The organism is Ensifer sp. NM-2, from assembly GCF_003024455.1.
GTDB lineage: Bacteria > Pseudomonadota > Alphaproteobacteria > Rhizobiales > Rhizobiaceae > Ensifer > Ensifer canadensis.
Genome location: NZ_PVZR01000027.1, coordinates 22728 through 35802 on the forward strand (window position 1 = coordinate 22728; position 13075 = coordinate 35802).

The following is a 13075-nucleotide window of genomic DNA, read 5'->3' on the forward strand; positions in this document are numbered from 1 at the left end:
CGCGAACCGAACGGACCACAGGGAGGAACGAACAATGGAAACCAATGTCGCAGCACAAGGCACCGGCTCGGCCCTTCCGGGTGCGAAGCGTCGGATGCCGCCCGAATTCAGCATCTTCCTGGTGCTGATCGGCATCGCGCTTGTCTACGAAATCCTTGGCTGGATCTTCGTCGGGCAGAGCTTCCTCATGAACCCGCAGCGCCTGACGATCATGATCCTGCAGGTTGCCGTTATCGGCATCATCGCCGTCGGCGTGACCCAGGTGATCATCACCGGCGGCATTGATCTGTCCTCCGGCTCCGTTGTCGGCATGACCGCGATGTTCTCGGCAAGTGTCGCGCAGGCCTCCACCTGGCCGCGTGCGCTTTATCCGTCGCTGACAGACCTGCCGGCCATCGTGCCGATCGGGCTCGGCATCGGCGTCGGCCTGCTTGCTGGTGTCATCAACGGTCAGTTGATCGCCAGAACGAAGATCCCGCCCTTCATCGCCACGCTCGGCATGATGGTCTCGGCACGCGGGATCTCCAAGTGGTACACGAAGGGTCAGCCGGTTTCGGGCCTCACCGAGCAGTTCAATTTCATCGGCACCGGCATCTGGCCCGTCATCGTCTTCCTGGTCGTTGCGATCATCTTCCACATTGCCCTTCGCTACACCCGCTACGGCAAGTTCACCTACGCGATCGGCGCCAATGTTCAGGCAGCCCGCGTCTCGGGTATCAATGTCGAGGCGCATCTGATCAAGGTCTATGCCATTGCCGGCATGCTGGCAGGCCTTGCTGGCGTCGTCACCGCAGCCCGCGCTCAGACGGCGCAGGCCGGCATGGGAGTGATGTACGAACTCGACGCGATCGCCGCGACCGTCATCGGCGGCACATCGCTGACCGGTGGCGTCGGACGCATCACCGGTACCGTGATCGGCACCATCATTCTCGGCGTCATGACCTCCGGCTTCACCTTCCTCAGGGTCGACGCCTACTATCAGGAAATCGTCAAGGGCCTGATCATCGTCGCCGCCGTCGTCATCGACGTCTATCGACAGAAGAACCGCAAGAAAGCCTGATCCTCCAAAGAAGACCTGTTCTCCCAGTGAGCCAACTGGCCGGGGTGATGAAAATCATCCCGGCTTCTTTTATTCAAGCAGCTGAGCGCAAACTGTGCGCCGGACCGGGACACCGGCAATCGCTCGTTTGGCGCTTTCCCTCGTCGACGGCCTTGATTGCCGCGGCATCCATCACGATCAGCGGTATGCGAACGAACTCGCCGTCGCGGGCGGCCTCGTCACAGATCTGGCCGACGGCCAGTCCTTCCAGTTGGCGGCGCTGACCGCTTCGTCAAGGTGAATGTTCGTCACCGGCTTGCGGGCATAGGAGCCAAGGCCGTCGCATGCGAAAACCTGGTCTGCGGACCGATAGTCCTTCACGACCGGCATATCGGGTTTGCCGACCTCATGGCCGGCGTAGTCCCGGATGCCAGTGCGAGCAGTGCGGACCTCGGCGACAAGGTAGCCGTCGGCGGTCCGTCGCATGCCCGCGATCGGTTCTGTGTCTGTGAATTTCATGACTAGTGCCTCAAAAGAAAAGCCACCTGCGGCGATGGTGGTTCGACACACCGTCAACGAAAGCAGCGAGATCAGACCATGGTCCGATACAAAAATTTCAGCGCTGGGCTAGGTTTTGGACCCGTACAACAGTCGTGGAGTTTTGTAGTGACAAAGGTTCTGGTTGCCGCGATGGCGCTGGTAATGGTTGGCTTCTGGGGTTCTGTCGGCGTTCTGATTTACTCGCTGCTTGCGTCTTAATGAGTAGCGGGATCGCCGTCCCTCCCCTATAGTTCCTCCTGGCAATGGAGGTTGCCTACGGAGGATTGCATGAGCGACACCACGTTTGGGTTTCTGTTGGCGGCCGAGTTGTCGGCCTTACTCTGGGCCGCACTTTTTATGGTGATATTCTCGGCCTCTTGATGAGCCGCTCGGGTTCATCGCTCCTGACTTGACTGTGCGGCTGCTGCGGCCGCATGCTCGTCTTCGGAGGGCTCTTGCTCGCTCAGCTTGCCATATTCCTCGATCGCCGCATCGAGTCCGGGCAGCGAGCCATCCTCGACGAGCGCGTTGACCAGAGCGTCGGACACAGCTTCGCGGGGAATAATTTCCTGACCCGGCGAAGTACCCACCAACTGGCGCGCAGCGTCGGCTTTCGTTTTGAACGACGTCGGCCTTTTCCTTCTCAGACATTCCCCAGAGGGGCGCCCACTCATAGTAGATGTCGGCGTCGCGTGAGCCGGTACCGCTGCGGATGATACACTCGTCGAGCTGCATCATGGCCGGGGTCATCTCGACTTCCTGCATGGCCTGCAGGCGATCGTAATAGTTGCACAGGTCGCTTTCGCCGGTGGCGTTCATGCCAGCCGGTGGCTGGCCGAGAAGCCGGGTCGCCGGGATGTCGGCTGCGCCCGAAACGATCTGCAGGAACGCCATGAGGACTTCCGGTAGAGTGGCAAAACTGGCCGTCTTCTGCTCGAACTCCTCTTCCTTGTCGAGCAACAGGTCGCCGTTGATGCCCTTGGCCGTGGCGGCGAGCGTGTAGCGCTCAAGGATCTTCGCGCGGTACTCGGCGTTGCCAATGTTCTGCATGAAATCCGGCAGCCGGATGATGTTGACCTTAGCTTCGAACACCAAGCTGGCGATGTTCGCCGCGGTACCATCGGCCTGCTTGATGGCCTCGACGACAGACAAGAGCACGCTGTCGCCCAGGCATAATTCAGGTTCCACGCCAAGGAGCGAGGAGTATGCTGGCAACGGGCGGTGTCCGGGCCGCTGAACGCATCTAAGCATCGGCCAGACAAATCGTTCTTGCAAACCAGCAAGCAACCTCTCGGCGTTTTCGAAGGGCTGCCTCCAAGGAGGTGCACAATGACATTCGCCACATCAACCGTACCCCTGATGACACTTGCAGCAATCTCAGTCGGCGTAGTTCGGACCGACGCTCACCAGACGATGACGGGCTGGACCTATCCTCCGGCGTGCTGCAAGGCTCATGAGGTAGGTGGCGATTGTGAAGCCATTCCCGCTCCGGACATAATGCGAGGAGCTCGTGGTTTTTCTGTCTTCTTGCATGCGGGCGACCACCACCTCGCGACAAGGCCACACATGTTCTTCATCCCGTATGGCGATGAGATTCCCTCGGGCGATGGGCGATATCATATCTGCCTGCATCCGACGGAAGACAACGTGAACTGCTTCTTTGCCCCGCCTGACAGCAGCTAACGGAACTACGCGACCCTAAGCTGGCAGGTGCCGCATGCATGTGCGATCTGCATTCTGGCGATCTCGGGTTTCTGGTTGGCTGCATCGACCATGGCGCGAACGCCGGCAGCATCTGCCCCATAACGACGAACGATGCCGACAAACTCTTCGACATCGTGCCCACGAATGACGAACACGGGGCGGCCGGTCGATCGGCTGAAACGCCCAGGCGCAAGCAGCCGACGAGCACCTAGACATTCTCGCAAACCTCCGGGCTCTCGCGCTAGCCCTTGCCGCAAAGTACCCGCACCGCTCCCCCGATGAAATTGAACGTCAGGCGAAAATCATGTGGCGCGCGCCGCCTGCACTGGAAAGAATGAACCTGCGATCTCCAACCTATGAGGCTGGCGAGCTACCGGGCTGCTCTACCGACAAATTTCCTGGAGTTGTATTTGCCCAACCTTTACGGGTAGAAGGCAATGACTTGGAGGCTGCATGAGAACCGGTTTGGCGCTCGCTATCGTTTTGTTTATCGCGGTGCCTCTACCAGCGTCCGCTGAGCAAGGGCCGCCATTGGCGGAGCCTGCATTTGCTGCGATTGCTGCCGAGCTACGCACTTCGGCGAAGGCACGTGAGGCCCAGATCGAGCGCTGCACAGAGAGCCGTACCGGCGCACTTCCATCGAGGCAGGCGGAGTTTCGCCCCTACATTAAGCAAACCCGCGCCAGAATTATCGAGGGCATCGCGTTTGGCAGTATCACCTACGCCAGGTACCGAATACTTTGGGCCTCTGATGCCCGAGAAATGGTTGAAACACTCAACTGAAGGCCACCACCCTACCGCATAGGCGGCGGTCATTGGTCGCGCCCAATTTCAAGCTACACGTAAAACGCGAGAACGAGCAGCGAACATCCACAGGACATACCGCGCATGTCTAAGCTGGATTAGCTCGTCCGCAGTAGGAACAAATTGAGATCAATTCCCATGAAAAAAGGCCGGGGCGAAACCGCACCGACCTTCCTCATCATCGCTTACCAACCAGTGCCAGTACATCCGTGGTCAAAAGTCTAAAGCGACGAGGCATTTGCGAGCGGCGAATCATTCAGCGCTCATAGCAATGCCAACGACGAGGTATATGGGAGCCCAATGTGTCCGAAACAAGTCGGTAACCATTTCGAGGGGTCGCGGATCGCGGAACGGTCGAAATACGACACCTGCCGTATGTCGCCGTCTCGGCAATAGTCCTAGGCCAAATCTCCCGCAATCCTTGGCGGGAGGTTCGAACCTAGGAGACTACCAATGAAGATAGTTATCGCCGCCCTGGCGTCGCTCGCTTTTGCGACTTCCGCCATTGCTGCCGTCCCGTCGACGCCAGCTGAAAAGCAGTCCACCGTCAAAAGAGCCGGTCAGATTGAATTAGCCTTCGGATCGTCGCGCGGTCTTGCCGCGTCAACCAAGAACGTAAACACCGACCCTGGCAAGAAGAGCTCGGCCAAGGGCGGCGCGCAGACTGGTGGAAAGACAATGTTCGCCAAATAATCAAACGAGAAAGGGCGGCTTCGGCCGCCTGATTTTTGGATGCATTTCTTCTACGAACCGGATGTAAGCCTTCTGCGAACGTCGGCAGGCGCGACATCGAAGCCAGTCGCACGCTCACCGCTCCAGTTTATGCCAACCCTAAGGGCATCCTTTTCCAACCCTACCAACCAGCGATCGCGAAACACCTCCAGGGTTAGCTGGTGTGGCATGAAGTCGCGATACGACGCAACAGTCTCAATAGTGAGCCGAGCCCGAGTTTCTGACGACCAGAAAGGCATGGCGGCTTCGTTTGATTGGTTTGTCGAAGTTGGAAAGCCCGCGTCGTCACGTATGGTCCAAACGACCCTGCTCTCGGCGATTTCCTTGAAGAAGATTTCATAGTGGGCTGCGGCGATGCTCATTGGTCTTTGTATTTATGATGCTACCGGGGCGATCAGGAGGACGGCAAGCACTGTGCGCTCGGCCCTTGATGAAAGGTGAGCGACGATGCAATTGCCAAATATGTGCATCACAATGGATCGTCCGGATTTAGTTGTCCGAGGTCGGTTGGTGCATTCGACGCTTACAGCCTCTCCACTTGAGCAAATCTAATCACTATGATTAAGGTCGATTACACAGGAAGCGTTCGATGGAAACCAAGGTATTGACAGCGCATGTTCCGCTGCCGCTTGCGGAGAGGGTAGATCAGTTGGCTATCCGGCTGGAACGTTCGCGCGGCTGGATCATCAAGCAGGCACTCACTGCCTGGGTAGATCAAGAGGATGAACGACGGCTGTTCACACTTGAAGCGCTCGCGGACGTGGACGCCGGTCAAGTTATTGACCATCAGGCCGTGCAAGCCTGGGCCGATAGTCTGGACAAGACAAGCCGCTCTCTGTTCCGCTCTGATGCAGGTTAAATGGACAAGTAAGACCCTTCGTGATCTCGCGCCCCTTTTCGAATTTCTAGCTCCCGTTAATCGGCGGGCCGCTGCACGCACGGTTCAATCGTTGACGACTGCACCGACACGCCTAGTTGAACAGCCTCGACTTGGCGAGAAGCTCGAAGAATTTGCGCCTCGCGAAGTTCGCCGAATCCTCGTTGGGCATTATGAGATCCGATACGAGATTCAACAGTCGATCATCTATGTTCTGCGCGTATGGCATACCCGTGAGGCCCGTTGAGCCAAGGCCAGCCCCCACTTCGCACTTGCACGATAGACGTCGCGATGGAACAGAAATTCCGACCCGGCTCGCAATCACTCTTGTTACATATCCGCGTTTCGACACATCATAGCGCATGGGATTGATCGGTTTTGCCGAGCGCATCACCCCCCATCTTCGATGCTATGAACGCCGGCTTCACTTTCCTGCGAGTCGACACCTGCCATCAGGAAATCGCCCACAGCTTGATCGTCGTTGCCGCCGTCGTCCTCGGTGTCTATCAACAGAAGAAGCGCAAGAAAGCCTGATCCTCCAAAGAAGATCTATTCCCACAGTGAGCCAACTGGCCGGGTTGATGAAAATCATCCCGGCATTTTATTGTCCACGTCGACGTATTTTGGCGGCGGCGAGCGGATTTCGACATATGCTTGCCGCGCAGGGCTGCCACGGCGCTACCGCTCTGGCAACTGCTTCTGCGATCGACTATATCAAAGCCATCCAAAACTATCGGAGATTTATCATGTTGTCGCAGCGCAAGCTTGCGAGCCAGTTCCAGCCGCGTTTCGTTCTTCAGCTTTGGAACGCGATGCTTCGGGTCCAGACCCGCGAAACAGCTTCCCTCTTCGGTCAGCGCAGCCGCTAAAGCGCACCTCCAATCCTTGTCCGGCTTGCTCTATGGCAAGCGGCATGCTGGGGCCGTTCAGGCGACGTAGTTCCAGTGCATGAGCGTCTCGTGCTCGTCGAAGACGGCGACGCCATCGACGCTCATGGCCAGCTTTTGCAGCTCGACCTTCCGGAAAAGGAGATCCTCAGCGTCGGGGCCCTTTTGCTGCAGCCTAAGGCCGAATACCGACGCGGGGTGTTGGCCAAGTTTGCGGTTTGCTCCGCCCCGCAAATGAAGGTGCAGCCGCTGGCTGATGCTCCAGGTCGGACGCAAATCCGGACGGAAGACTGCGTCGTCCTTTTATCGCATTGCTCAAAGGTTGCCGCGACGGCCGGTGACTGCTGCCGTCTCAGGAAAGCTGGCTGCGCCAACGTCGATTGGCGTGCGATTGGAGAAGAGGTTCAAGGCGGCATACTGCAGCAGCATGATCGTTTTTCCATCCCGAATTGCCCCCGATCCGACCATCGCAAGCGCCTCGTCGATACCAATTTCCAGGACGGCAATATCCTCCCCTTCAGCCTCGTTGCCACCACCCGCCGAAGCCTGGTCACCTGGCTGGTACTCGCCAACAAAGAAATGCAGCCGCTCCGTTACGGAGCCGGGGCTCATGAATGCGTCGAACGCCAAGCGTACATCGCGCACACGAAAGCCTGTCTCCTCTTCCGTTTCTGCACGGATGCGTGCTTCCGGCTCGGCATTGTCGAGTAATCCGGCCGGCGCTTCGATGAGAAGGTCGTCATGACCGTTGACGAAGGCTGGATAGCGAAACTGACGGGTGAGTATCACCGTGCGGCGTTTCGGATCGTAGAGAAGGATCGTCGCACCGTTTCCCCGGTCGTAGGTCTCTCGCGACTGTCGCTGCCAATTGCCGTCGGCGCGCTGGAAGGAAAAAGTCGTTTTCTTTAGGACGTACCAGTCGTCCGAGAGGATGGTGACATCCTCTACGCGAACGCGGTGTGCAATGCTCATCGTGACCTCCTCCATTGTGGCAAGGTCAGCAGAAGTTGCCATCCTTGTTTGATGGCAAAATTCGTGCATTTTCGTGCAATGTCAAGCAGTTTCGTGCACACCGAGAATAAGGCCGCCGCAGCGCGCCTCCCCAAGCACCGCCCGTTGCGCCGAAAAACTTGAGGTCGCGCGCTCCCAACCGCTTTGAATAACTCCTCCTTGCTCGTGGCGGGGATTATGGCGCAACGCCCGCTAGCTTCGCAGCCTCGGAGAGGCTCTCGAATGATGTGCAGATGTAGATCCTGGGTTGGATACGTTCCGTTTGCCGGATCGAGGACCGAACTATGGATCGGTGGCCTACAACGGTGGAACAACTCTGTTTGCGCGCGCCGGATGGGGACTGAGCGGCCCGCCCTGTTCAGCCGGCCGGAAACAGGATGGCAACCCTAAGCCCGCGCCCACCTGCTCCATCGGTCAGGCTGGTTCGCGCTCCGTAGAGGGCAGCAATTTCCTCGACGATCGGCAGACCGAGCCCCGTTCCAGGCGCTTCGCTGGCGCCGCGCTGAAACCGCCTGAGCACGCCCTCGCGCAATTCCGGCCTGATCCCGGGTCCACTGTCTTCGACCTCCAGCGATACGACGCCTTCCTTTTCGCTCACCCGCGTCGTGACCTCCGCCCCTCGCCCGGCATAGAGCAACGCGTTGCCGATCAGGTTCTTCAGCATCTCGCCGACCAGCAAAGGCTCTGCACGAACGAAGGCTTCGCCCTCGCCGTCGAAACCCAGATCGATGCCGGCGTCACCGGCGGCTGGTACATGTTCGGCGGTGATGCCGCGCGCCAGCTCGACCAGGTCGATCCGCTCCAGCTTGCGCGCCTCATCCTTGCCAACAGCGTCGATCTTCGCCATCAGCAGTAACTGCGCCAGAATGCGCTCGGCGTTCGCAACGGCCTCGTCGGCCTTTTTCACCGCCTTCTTGGTGTCCTCGATCGAGCCTGCGCGCAGTGCCAATGCCAGCTGCGTTCGGATGATTGCGAGCGGTGTGCGCAGTTGATGGCTGGCGTTGCCGGTAAAATTGCGCAGCGCGTCGAGCGCCGACTGAAGACGCCCCATGAACGAGTTGACCGTGTCGACAAGCCCCTGGACTTCGTTGGGCACACGCTCGCCGATTGGATGCAGATCGTCGGGACTGCGCTCGGCAATGGCATCGCCTAAGCGAAAGAGCGGCCTGAGCGAGAAGGTAACGGCAATCCAGACAATGACCGCCGCACCGGCGATCATTAGGCCGAGGCGCAAGGCGGAACGAACGAGAATCGTCTGTGCCAGTTGTCGGCGCGCGATGGTCGTTTCGGCAACCGTCACGACAAAAGGAACCGAGTTGATACCTGTCGAGGCCGAGCGGCGCAGTGCCGCGATCCGGATGGGCTCGCCGCGGAACGAGGAGTCTGCAAAGGTCGTGGAGCTGCCGGGGACTTCATCGAGGGAAGGCAGGGTCTGGTAACCGGTAATGAACTGTCCGGGAGGACCATCGACCCGGTAGAAGACGCGATCCTGCGCCGCCGAGGTCAACATCTCGAGCGCCACATAGGGGATGTCCACCTCGAGCGACCCATCCTCTGCAACAACCACGCGTTCGGCGATGGCAAGCGCCGAACCGGCGAGAACGCGGTCCGACACGACATTGGCTGTTGTCACCGCTTCGCGGTAGGTATCGGTGAGCGCGGCGACGCCGATGACGGCGGTTGAGATCAACAGCCAGCCAAGCAGCCTGCGGCGAAGGGAATAGACCGCCGCCCTCATTCCGGCCCGGCCGCTTTGTCGAGATAGTAGCCGATACCGCGCGCCGTTCTGACCGTCAGGCCGTGTGGCGCAAGCCGCTTCCTGAGGCGGCTGACATATTGTTCGATCGCATTCGGGCTCAGATCGTCATCAAAGCCGGTCAGCGATTGCATGATCGCCTCCTTGGCGACGACCTTGCCGGCGCGCATGAACAGGAGTTCGAGCAGCCCCAGCTCTCGGGCCGGGATTTCGATCGGCACGCCACCGGACGAAAAGCTGCGCGCATTGAGGTCGAGCGACACATTGCCGTAACTGACCGTTGACGCGCGCAATCCCGCCTGCCGGCGAAGCAGCACGCGTACGCGCGCTTCAAACTCGCCGATATCGAACGGCTTGATCATGTAATCGTCGGCGCCGAGATCGAGCCCCTTCACCCGCTCCTCCGGCGTGCCCCGCGCCGTCAGGATGAGTACAGCCGCACGGTTCTGCCTAGCACGCATCGCCCTGAGCACATCAAGCCCGTCCATCTCCGGCAGGTTCAGGTCGAGGATCACCAGATCGAACGTCTCGGCCGCGGCAACCGCGTGGGCCGACGCGCCGTCGCTGACGACGTCGACGGCATAGCCGCTACCACGCAGGATGGCCGACAGACCCTCGGCAAGGACCTGATTGTCTTCAACAAGCAATATGCGCAATTGTCTTCACTCCCCGCTTCACTCTATCCGCCGTTGCCTTGCTTGTGAACGGTGGCGTGCTGAGGCATTGTGGATTTATGCGGTACTTGATTTCTTTTCTCTTTTTGCTTCTTTGTCCCCGGCTCCTTCTGGCCGCACCGGTCATTTTCCCGGCGCTTTCAGGTGCCTCGGACGCCAGGACGCTGGTCGTCTACTCCTCGCTCGACGAGCCGCTCGCCAAACCCATGATCCTCGGCTTTCAAAAAGCCAATCCGGATGTCGCGGTGCGCTATGAGGATATGCTGACGGGGGAGATCTACGACCGGATCGTCAAGGAAACCGATGCGGGGCTGAAGACCGCGGACTTCGCCTTCTCGTCTGCGATGGACCTGCAAGTCAAGCTGAGCAACGACGGCTATGCCCAGCGCAGCGACCTGCCGATGAGCGGCCGCTGGCCGACCTGGGCCAATTGGCGCAATACCGCCTATGCGCTGACTTTCGAGCCGGCGGTCTTCGTCTATCACAAGCCGAGCTTTACCAAGGAAGCGCCGCCTTCGACCCGCGCCGAATTCGTCGCCTATCTCAAGCGTCAGGGCGCCGATGTCTTCGGCCGGATCGGCACCTATGACATCGAGCGCTCCGGCGTCGGCTTTCTCTTCATGTCTCGCGACCAGGAGCAGTTCGGCGACATCTGGGATGTCATCCAGGCCATGGGCGCTGCCGGCGTCAAACTCTATTCCACCAGCCAGGCCATTCTGGAGCGGGTCGCCGACGGGCGGTTCGTGCTCGGCTACAACATCCTCGGCTCCTACGCCGCCGATTGGGCAGCCCGACACCCGGATGTCGGCATTGTCCTGCCCAAGGACTATACCGTAGTGATGTCGCGGATCGGTCTCGTGCCGCAGGCGTCCGCTTCTCCCGACCTCGGTCGTCGCTATCTGGAATTCTTCATGTCCAAGGAAGGTCAGACGATCATGGCGCGGCAATTGCAGATCCCCGCCGTCAGCCCGGATGTCGCTGGCGAAAACACCGCCAACACCATGCAGGAAATGCTCGGTGCCCAATTGCGGCCGGTTCCCGTCAGTCCCGGGCTGATGGTCTATCTCGACCAGGTAAAGCGGTCCCGGCTGATCGCACGCTGGAACGAGGTGCTGCGGCTCCACTAGTTCCAACGATCGACCCAGTGAAATGTGCTTCCTTGGCCTCGGTAAATACCGGATCGCTCAAACGTGTCTGCGACCATGGACGGTCGTATGTCAGCGCAACCCCGGTTACTCCAGACCTGCAATGTCGCCGATACGCTCCGCGAGATAGTCGACAAGCAACCGCACCCGGGCAATGCCTGCACGCTCCGGCACGATCAGCATGCTCAAGGGCACGGCCGGCAGAAAATAGTCCGGAAGGATGGGTATCAACCGGCCATCAGCGAGCAGATCATCGACCAACCAACGGTGCGCGGGGGCGATGCCGCGGCCGGCGACGAGCGCCTCGCGCGCCGCCAATCCATGGTCGACGCGTAGACGCCCGTGGAAAGGCACCATATGCCGCTCCCCGGTGTTCCCGTGAAGTTCCAGCATGTCGCTGCCCGCCACGTTCGACATGCGAATGCCTTCATGGTCCGATAGATCCCGGGGAATGACCGGTGTCCCTCGCCTGGCGAGATAGTCCGGCGCGGCGACCAGCAGACGCTGGCTTTGGCCCAGTGCCCGCAGTTTCAGCGAACTGTCGGTAAGCGGCCCCAGGCGGAGCGCGATATCGATGCCCTCCCGCACAAGATCGATGCGCTCGTCCGTCAGGCTGAGATCAACACCGATATCCGGGTATTTCTCCTGAAAGGCAAAGATCAGTCGCGTGGCGTGCAGAACGCCGAAAGCCGCGGTGCAGGAGACCCGGATCGTGCCGGCCGAAGCACCACGGGTGCCGCGTGCCTCGTCGCCGGCCTGCTCCACGAGGCGCAGGATCTGGACGCTGTTGGCATAGTACCTGTTGCCCTCGTCGGTCATCGTCACGCGCCGGGTCGTGCGGCTGATGAGAGGCACGCCCAGCGCCTCCTCCAGTTCGCGCAGATGCCGCGTGACCGTCGACTGCCCGAGCCCAAGCTCTCGCGCAACGGCTGACAGGCTGCCACGCTCGGCAACGCGCACGAATGTCCGCATGCGTTCGAGCGTGATGTCGGACTTATCCATTTTTCGGCACAATCATATGCATTCCCAAGTTATAGTGAAACACTTGGGTGTCGTCTACATCAGGGGTCGGTTTCTCATCACAGGAATGCTGACCATGAAAGTTTTGCTTGTTTTCGCCCATCCAGAACCGCGTTCGCTCAACGGCGCGCTCCGCGACGTCGCCATCCGCGAACTCGAGGCTCAGGGCCACGAAGTCCGTGTCTCTGACCTCTATGCCGACAAATGGAAATCCGAGGTCGATCGGAGCGACTTCCCTTCGCTTTCAGCCGACACGCAGTTCAAGCCGAGCCGCGCCTCGAAAGGCGCCTTCACGACCGATACCCTGACGCAGGATGTGAAGGCGGAACACGAGAAGCTCTTATGGGCGGATACACTCATCCTGCAGTTTCCGCTCTGGTGGTACACAATGCCAGCCATCCTGAAAGGCTGGGTGGATCGGGTCTATGCCTACGGATTTGCCTATGGTGTCGGCGAACACAACGACACCTATTGGGGCGACCGGTTTGGCGAGGGCACGTTCAAGGGCAAGCGCGCGATGCTGATCGTCACCACCGGCGGCTGGCAGGAACACTACTCCGCCCGGGGGGTCAATGGACCGATCGAAGACCTCTTGTTTCCCATCAACCACGGTATCCTTTACTATCCCGGATATGATGTGCTGCCACCGTTCGTGGCCTACCGGGTCGATCGTATCGATGAAGCTGGCTTCGTAGATGTTGCGGAACGTCTGGGCGAGCGGATGCGGACGCTTGCCACAACGCCGCCTATTCCCTACCGGCGACAGAACGGTGGGGACTATCTGATCCCGAGCCTTCAGCTCCGTCCAGACCTCGCCAATCCGGGTGACCGCGGCTTCGCCCTCCACGTCGATCGGCAAGAAGCAGCCGAGTAGCGTTTCAGATGA

General features: G+C 59.8%; 14 protein-coding genes and 3 pseudogenes. 9 read left to right on the plus strand and 8 right to left on the minus strand.

Annotated features, from left to right (window positions below):
• Positions 1–34: 34 nt before the first annotated feature.
• On the plus strand, positions 35–1060 hold the full coding sequence (locus C6558_RS33270) for an ABC transporter permease (protein ID WP_057204556.1): 1026 nt from the start codon (positions 35–37) through the stop codon (positions 1058–1060).
• A gap of 121 nt (positions 1061–1181) precedes the next feature.
• Here the strand turns inward: C6558_RS33270 and C6558_RS33275 are convergent.
• Positions 1182–1558, minus strand: a pseudogene (locus C6558_RS33275) (DUF2213 domain-containing protein); the annotation flags it as partial.
• Between the two features lie 416 nt (positions 1559–1974).
• A pseudogene (locus tag C6558_RS33280) lies at positions 1975–2746 on the minus strand (anti-CBASS protein Acb1 family protein); the annotation flags it as partial.
• Positions 2747–2908: 162 nt separating this feature from the next.
• Between C6558_RS33280 and C6558_RS33285 the strand changes: the two are divergent.
• The gene (locus C6558_RS33285) at positions 2909–3262 is read left to right on the plus strand and encodes a hypothetical protein (RefSeq protein WP_057218776.1); all 354 of its coding nucleotides are present in this window, start codon (positions 2909–2911) and stop codon (positions 3260–3262) included.
• 5 nt (positions 3263–3267) lie between these two features.
• Here C6558_RS33285 and C6558_RS33290 read toward each other — a convergent pair whose 3' ends face one another.
• Positions 3268–3540, minus strand: a complete 273-nt coding sequence (locus tag C6558_RS33290) for a putative metallopeptidase (protein WP_371412322.1) — start codon at positions 3538–3540, stop codon at positions 3268–3270.
• Between the two features lie 196 nt (positions 3541–3736).
• Between C6558_RS33290 and C6558_RS33295 the strand changes: the two genes are divergently transcribed.
• Together C6558_RS33295 and C6558_RS33300 are read left to right on the plus strand one after the other, a co-directional pair.
• Positions 3737–4066, plus strand: a complete 330-nt coding sequence (locus C6558_RS33295) for a hypothetical protein (RefSeq protein WP_146160940.1) — start codon at positions 3737–3739, stop codon at positions 4064–4066.
• A gap of 474 nt (positions 4067–4540) precedes the next feature.
• Entirely contained in the window at positions 4541–4780 is a 240-nt protein-coding gene (locus C6558_RS33300; protein WP_107028331.1) for a hypothetical protein, read from the plus strand.
• A 50-nt stretch (positions 4781–4830) separates the two neighbouring features.
• On the opposite strand, the gene C6558_RS41810 is transcribed toward C6558_RS33300, so the two are convergent.
• Complete coding sequence (locus C6558_RS41810; RefSeq protein ID WP_107028332.1) at positions 4831–5181, minus strand: DUF2750 domain-containing protein; 351 nt, start codon at positions 5179–5181, stop codon at positions 4831–4833.
• A 227-nt stretch (positions 5182–5408) separates the two neighbouring features.
• On the opposite strand from C6558_RS41810, the pseudogene C6558_RS33310 reads away from it, so the two are divergent.
• The 3 genes and pseudogenes from C6558_RS33310 (at position 5409) to C6558_RS41815 (ending at position 6565) form a co-directional block, all read left to right on the plus strand.
• Positions 5409–5668, plus strand: a pseudogene (locus C6558_RS33310) (CopG family ribbon-helix-helix protein).
• Entirely contained in the window at positions 5668–5943 is a 276-nt protein-coding gene (locus C6558_RS33315) for a type II toxin-antitoxin system RelE/ParE family toxin (RefSeq protein WP_107028334.1), read from the plus strand. Before C6558_RS33310 ends, C6558_RS33315 begins: the two are co-directional and overlap by 1 nt.
• Before the next feature lie 115 nt (positions 5944–6058).
• On the plus strand, positions 6059–6565 hold the full coding sequence (locus tag C6558_RS41815) for a hypothetical protein (protein WP_158268991.1): 507 nt from the start codon (positions 6059–6061) through the stop codon (positions 6563–6565).
• Positions 6566–6898: 333 nt separating this feature from the next.
• Here the strand turns inward: C6558_RS41815 and C6558_RS33330 are convergent, their stop codons facing one another.
• From C6558_RS33330 to C6558_RS33340, 3 genes are all read right to left on the minus strand, one after another.
• A complete protein-coding gene (locus C6558_RS33330; protein ID WP_107028337.1) occupies positions 6899–7555 on the minus strand; it encodes an NUDIX domain-containing protein in 657 nt (218 codons plus the stop codon).
• Positions 7556–7952: 397 nt separating this feature from the next.
• Positions 7953–9332, minus strand: a complete 1380-nt coding sequence (locus C6558_RS33335) for a sensor histidine kinase (RefSeq protein ID WP_107028338.1) — start codon at positions 9330–9332, stop codon at positions 7953–7955.
• Positions 9329–10006: a response regulator transcription factor gene (locus C6558_RS33340; RefSeq protein WP_107028339.1), complete on the minus strand. Its 678-nt coding sequence runs from the start codon at positions 10004–10006 to the stop codon at positions 9329–9331. Before C6558_RS33340 ends, C6558_RS33335 begins: the two co-directional genes overlap by 4 nt.
• Positions 10007–10083: 77 nt before the next feature.
• Here C6558_RS33340 and C6558_RS33345 point away from each other — a divergent pair, with 77 nt between their 5' ends.
• Positions 10084–11151: an ABC transporter substrate-binding protein gene (locus C6558_RS33345; RefSeq protein WP_107028340.1), complete on the plus strand. Its 1068-nt coding sequence runs from the start codon at positions 10084–10086 to the stop codon at positions 11149–11151.
• A 105-nt stretch (positions 11152–11256) separates the two neighbouring features.
• On the opposite strand, the gene C6558_RS33350 is transcribed toward C6558_RS33345, so the two are convergent.
• On the minus strand, positions 11257–12171 hold the full coding sequence (locus C6558_RS33350) for a LysR family transcriptional regulator (protein WP_107028341.1): 915 nt from the start codon (positions 12169–12171) through the stop codon (positions 11257–11259).
• A gap of 94 nt (positions 12172–12265) precedes the next feature.
• Between C6558_RS33350 and C6558_RS33355 the strand changes: the two genes are divergently transcribed.
• Positions 12266–13063 carry an NAD(P)H-dependent oxidoreductase gene (locus tag C6558_RS33355; protein WP_107028365.1) on the plus strand — a complete coding sequence of 266 codons (798 nt, stop codon included), beginning with the start codon at positions 12266–12268 and terminating at the stop codon, positions 13061–13063.
• The last annotated feature ends 12 nt before the right edge of the window (positions 13064–13075 follow it).

Bases quoted from the DNA above. Each gene is read 5' to 3' on its own strand.
- C6558_RS33300 (WP_107028331.1), top strand. From the start codon at position 4,541: ATGAAGATAGTTATCGCCGCCCTGGCGTCGCTCGCTTTTGCGACTTCC.
- C6558_RS33270 (WP_057204556.1), top strand. From the start codon at position 35: ATGGAAACCAATGTCGCAGCACAAGGCACCGGCTCGGCCCTTCCGGGT.
- C6558_RS33315 (WP_107028334.1), top strand. From the start codon at position 5,668: ATGCAGGTTAAATGGACAAGTAAGACCCTTCGTGATCTCGCGCCCCTT.
- C6558_RS33350 (WP_107028341.1), bottom strand. From the start codon at position 12,171: ATGGATAAGTCCGACATCACGCTCGAACGCATGCGGACATTCGTGCGC.
- C6558_RS33355 (WP_107028365.1), top strand. From the start codon at position 12,266: ATGAAAGTTTTGCTTGTTTTCGCCCATCCAGAACCGCGTTCGCTCAAC.
- C6558_RS33285 (WP_057218776.1), top strand. From the start codon at position 2,909: ATGACATTCGCCACATCAACCGTACCCCTGATGACACTTGCAGCAATC.
- C6558_RS33295 (WP_146160940.1), top strand. From the start codon at position 3,737: ATGAGAACCGGTTTGGCGCTCGCTATCGTTTTGTTTATCGCGGTGCCT.
- C6558_RS33330 (WP_107028337.1), bottom strand. From the start codon at position 7,555: ATGAGCATTGCACACCGCGTTCGCGTAGAGGATGTCACCATCCTCTCG.
- C6558_RS41815 (WP_158268991.1), top strand. From the start codon at position 6,059: ATGGGATTGATCGGTTTTGCCGAGCGCATCACCCCCCATCTTCGATGC.
- C6558_RS33335 (WP_107028338.1), bottom strand. From the start codon at position 9,332: ATGAGGGCGGCGGTCTATTCCCTTCGCCGCAGGCTGCTTGGCTGGCTG.
- C6558_RS33345 (WP_107028340.1), top strand. From the start codon at position 10,084: ATGCGGTACTTGATTTCTTTTCTCTTTTTGCTTCTTTGTCCCCGGCTC.
- C6558_RS41810 (WP_107028332.1), bottom strand. From the start codon at position 5,181: ATGAGCATCGCCGCAGCCCACTATGAAATCTTCTTCAAGGAAATCGCC.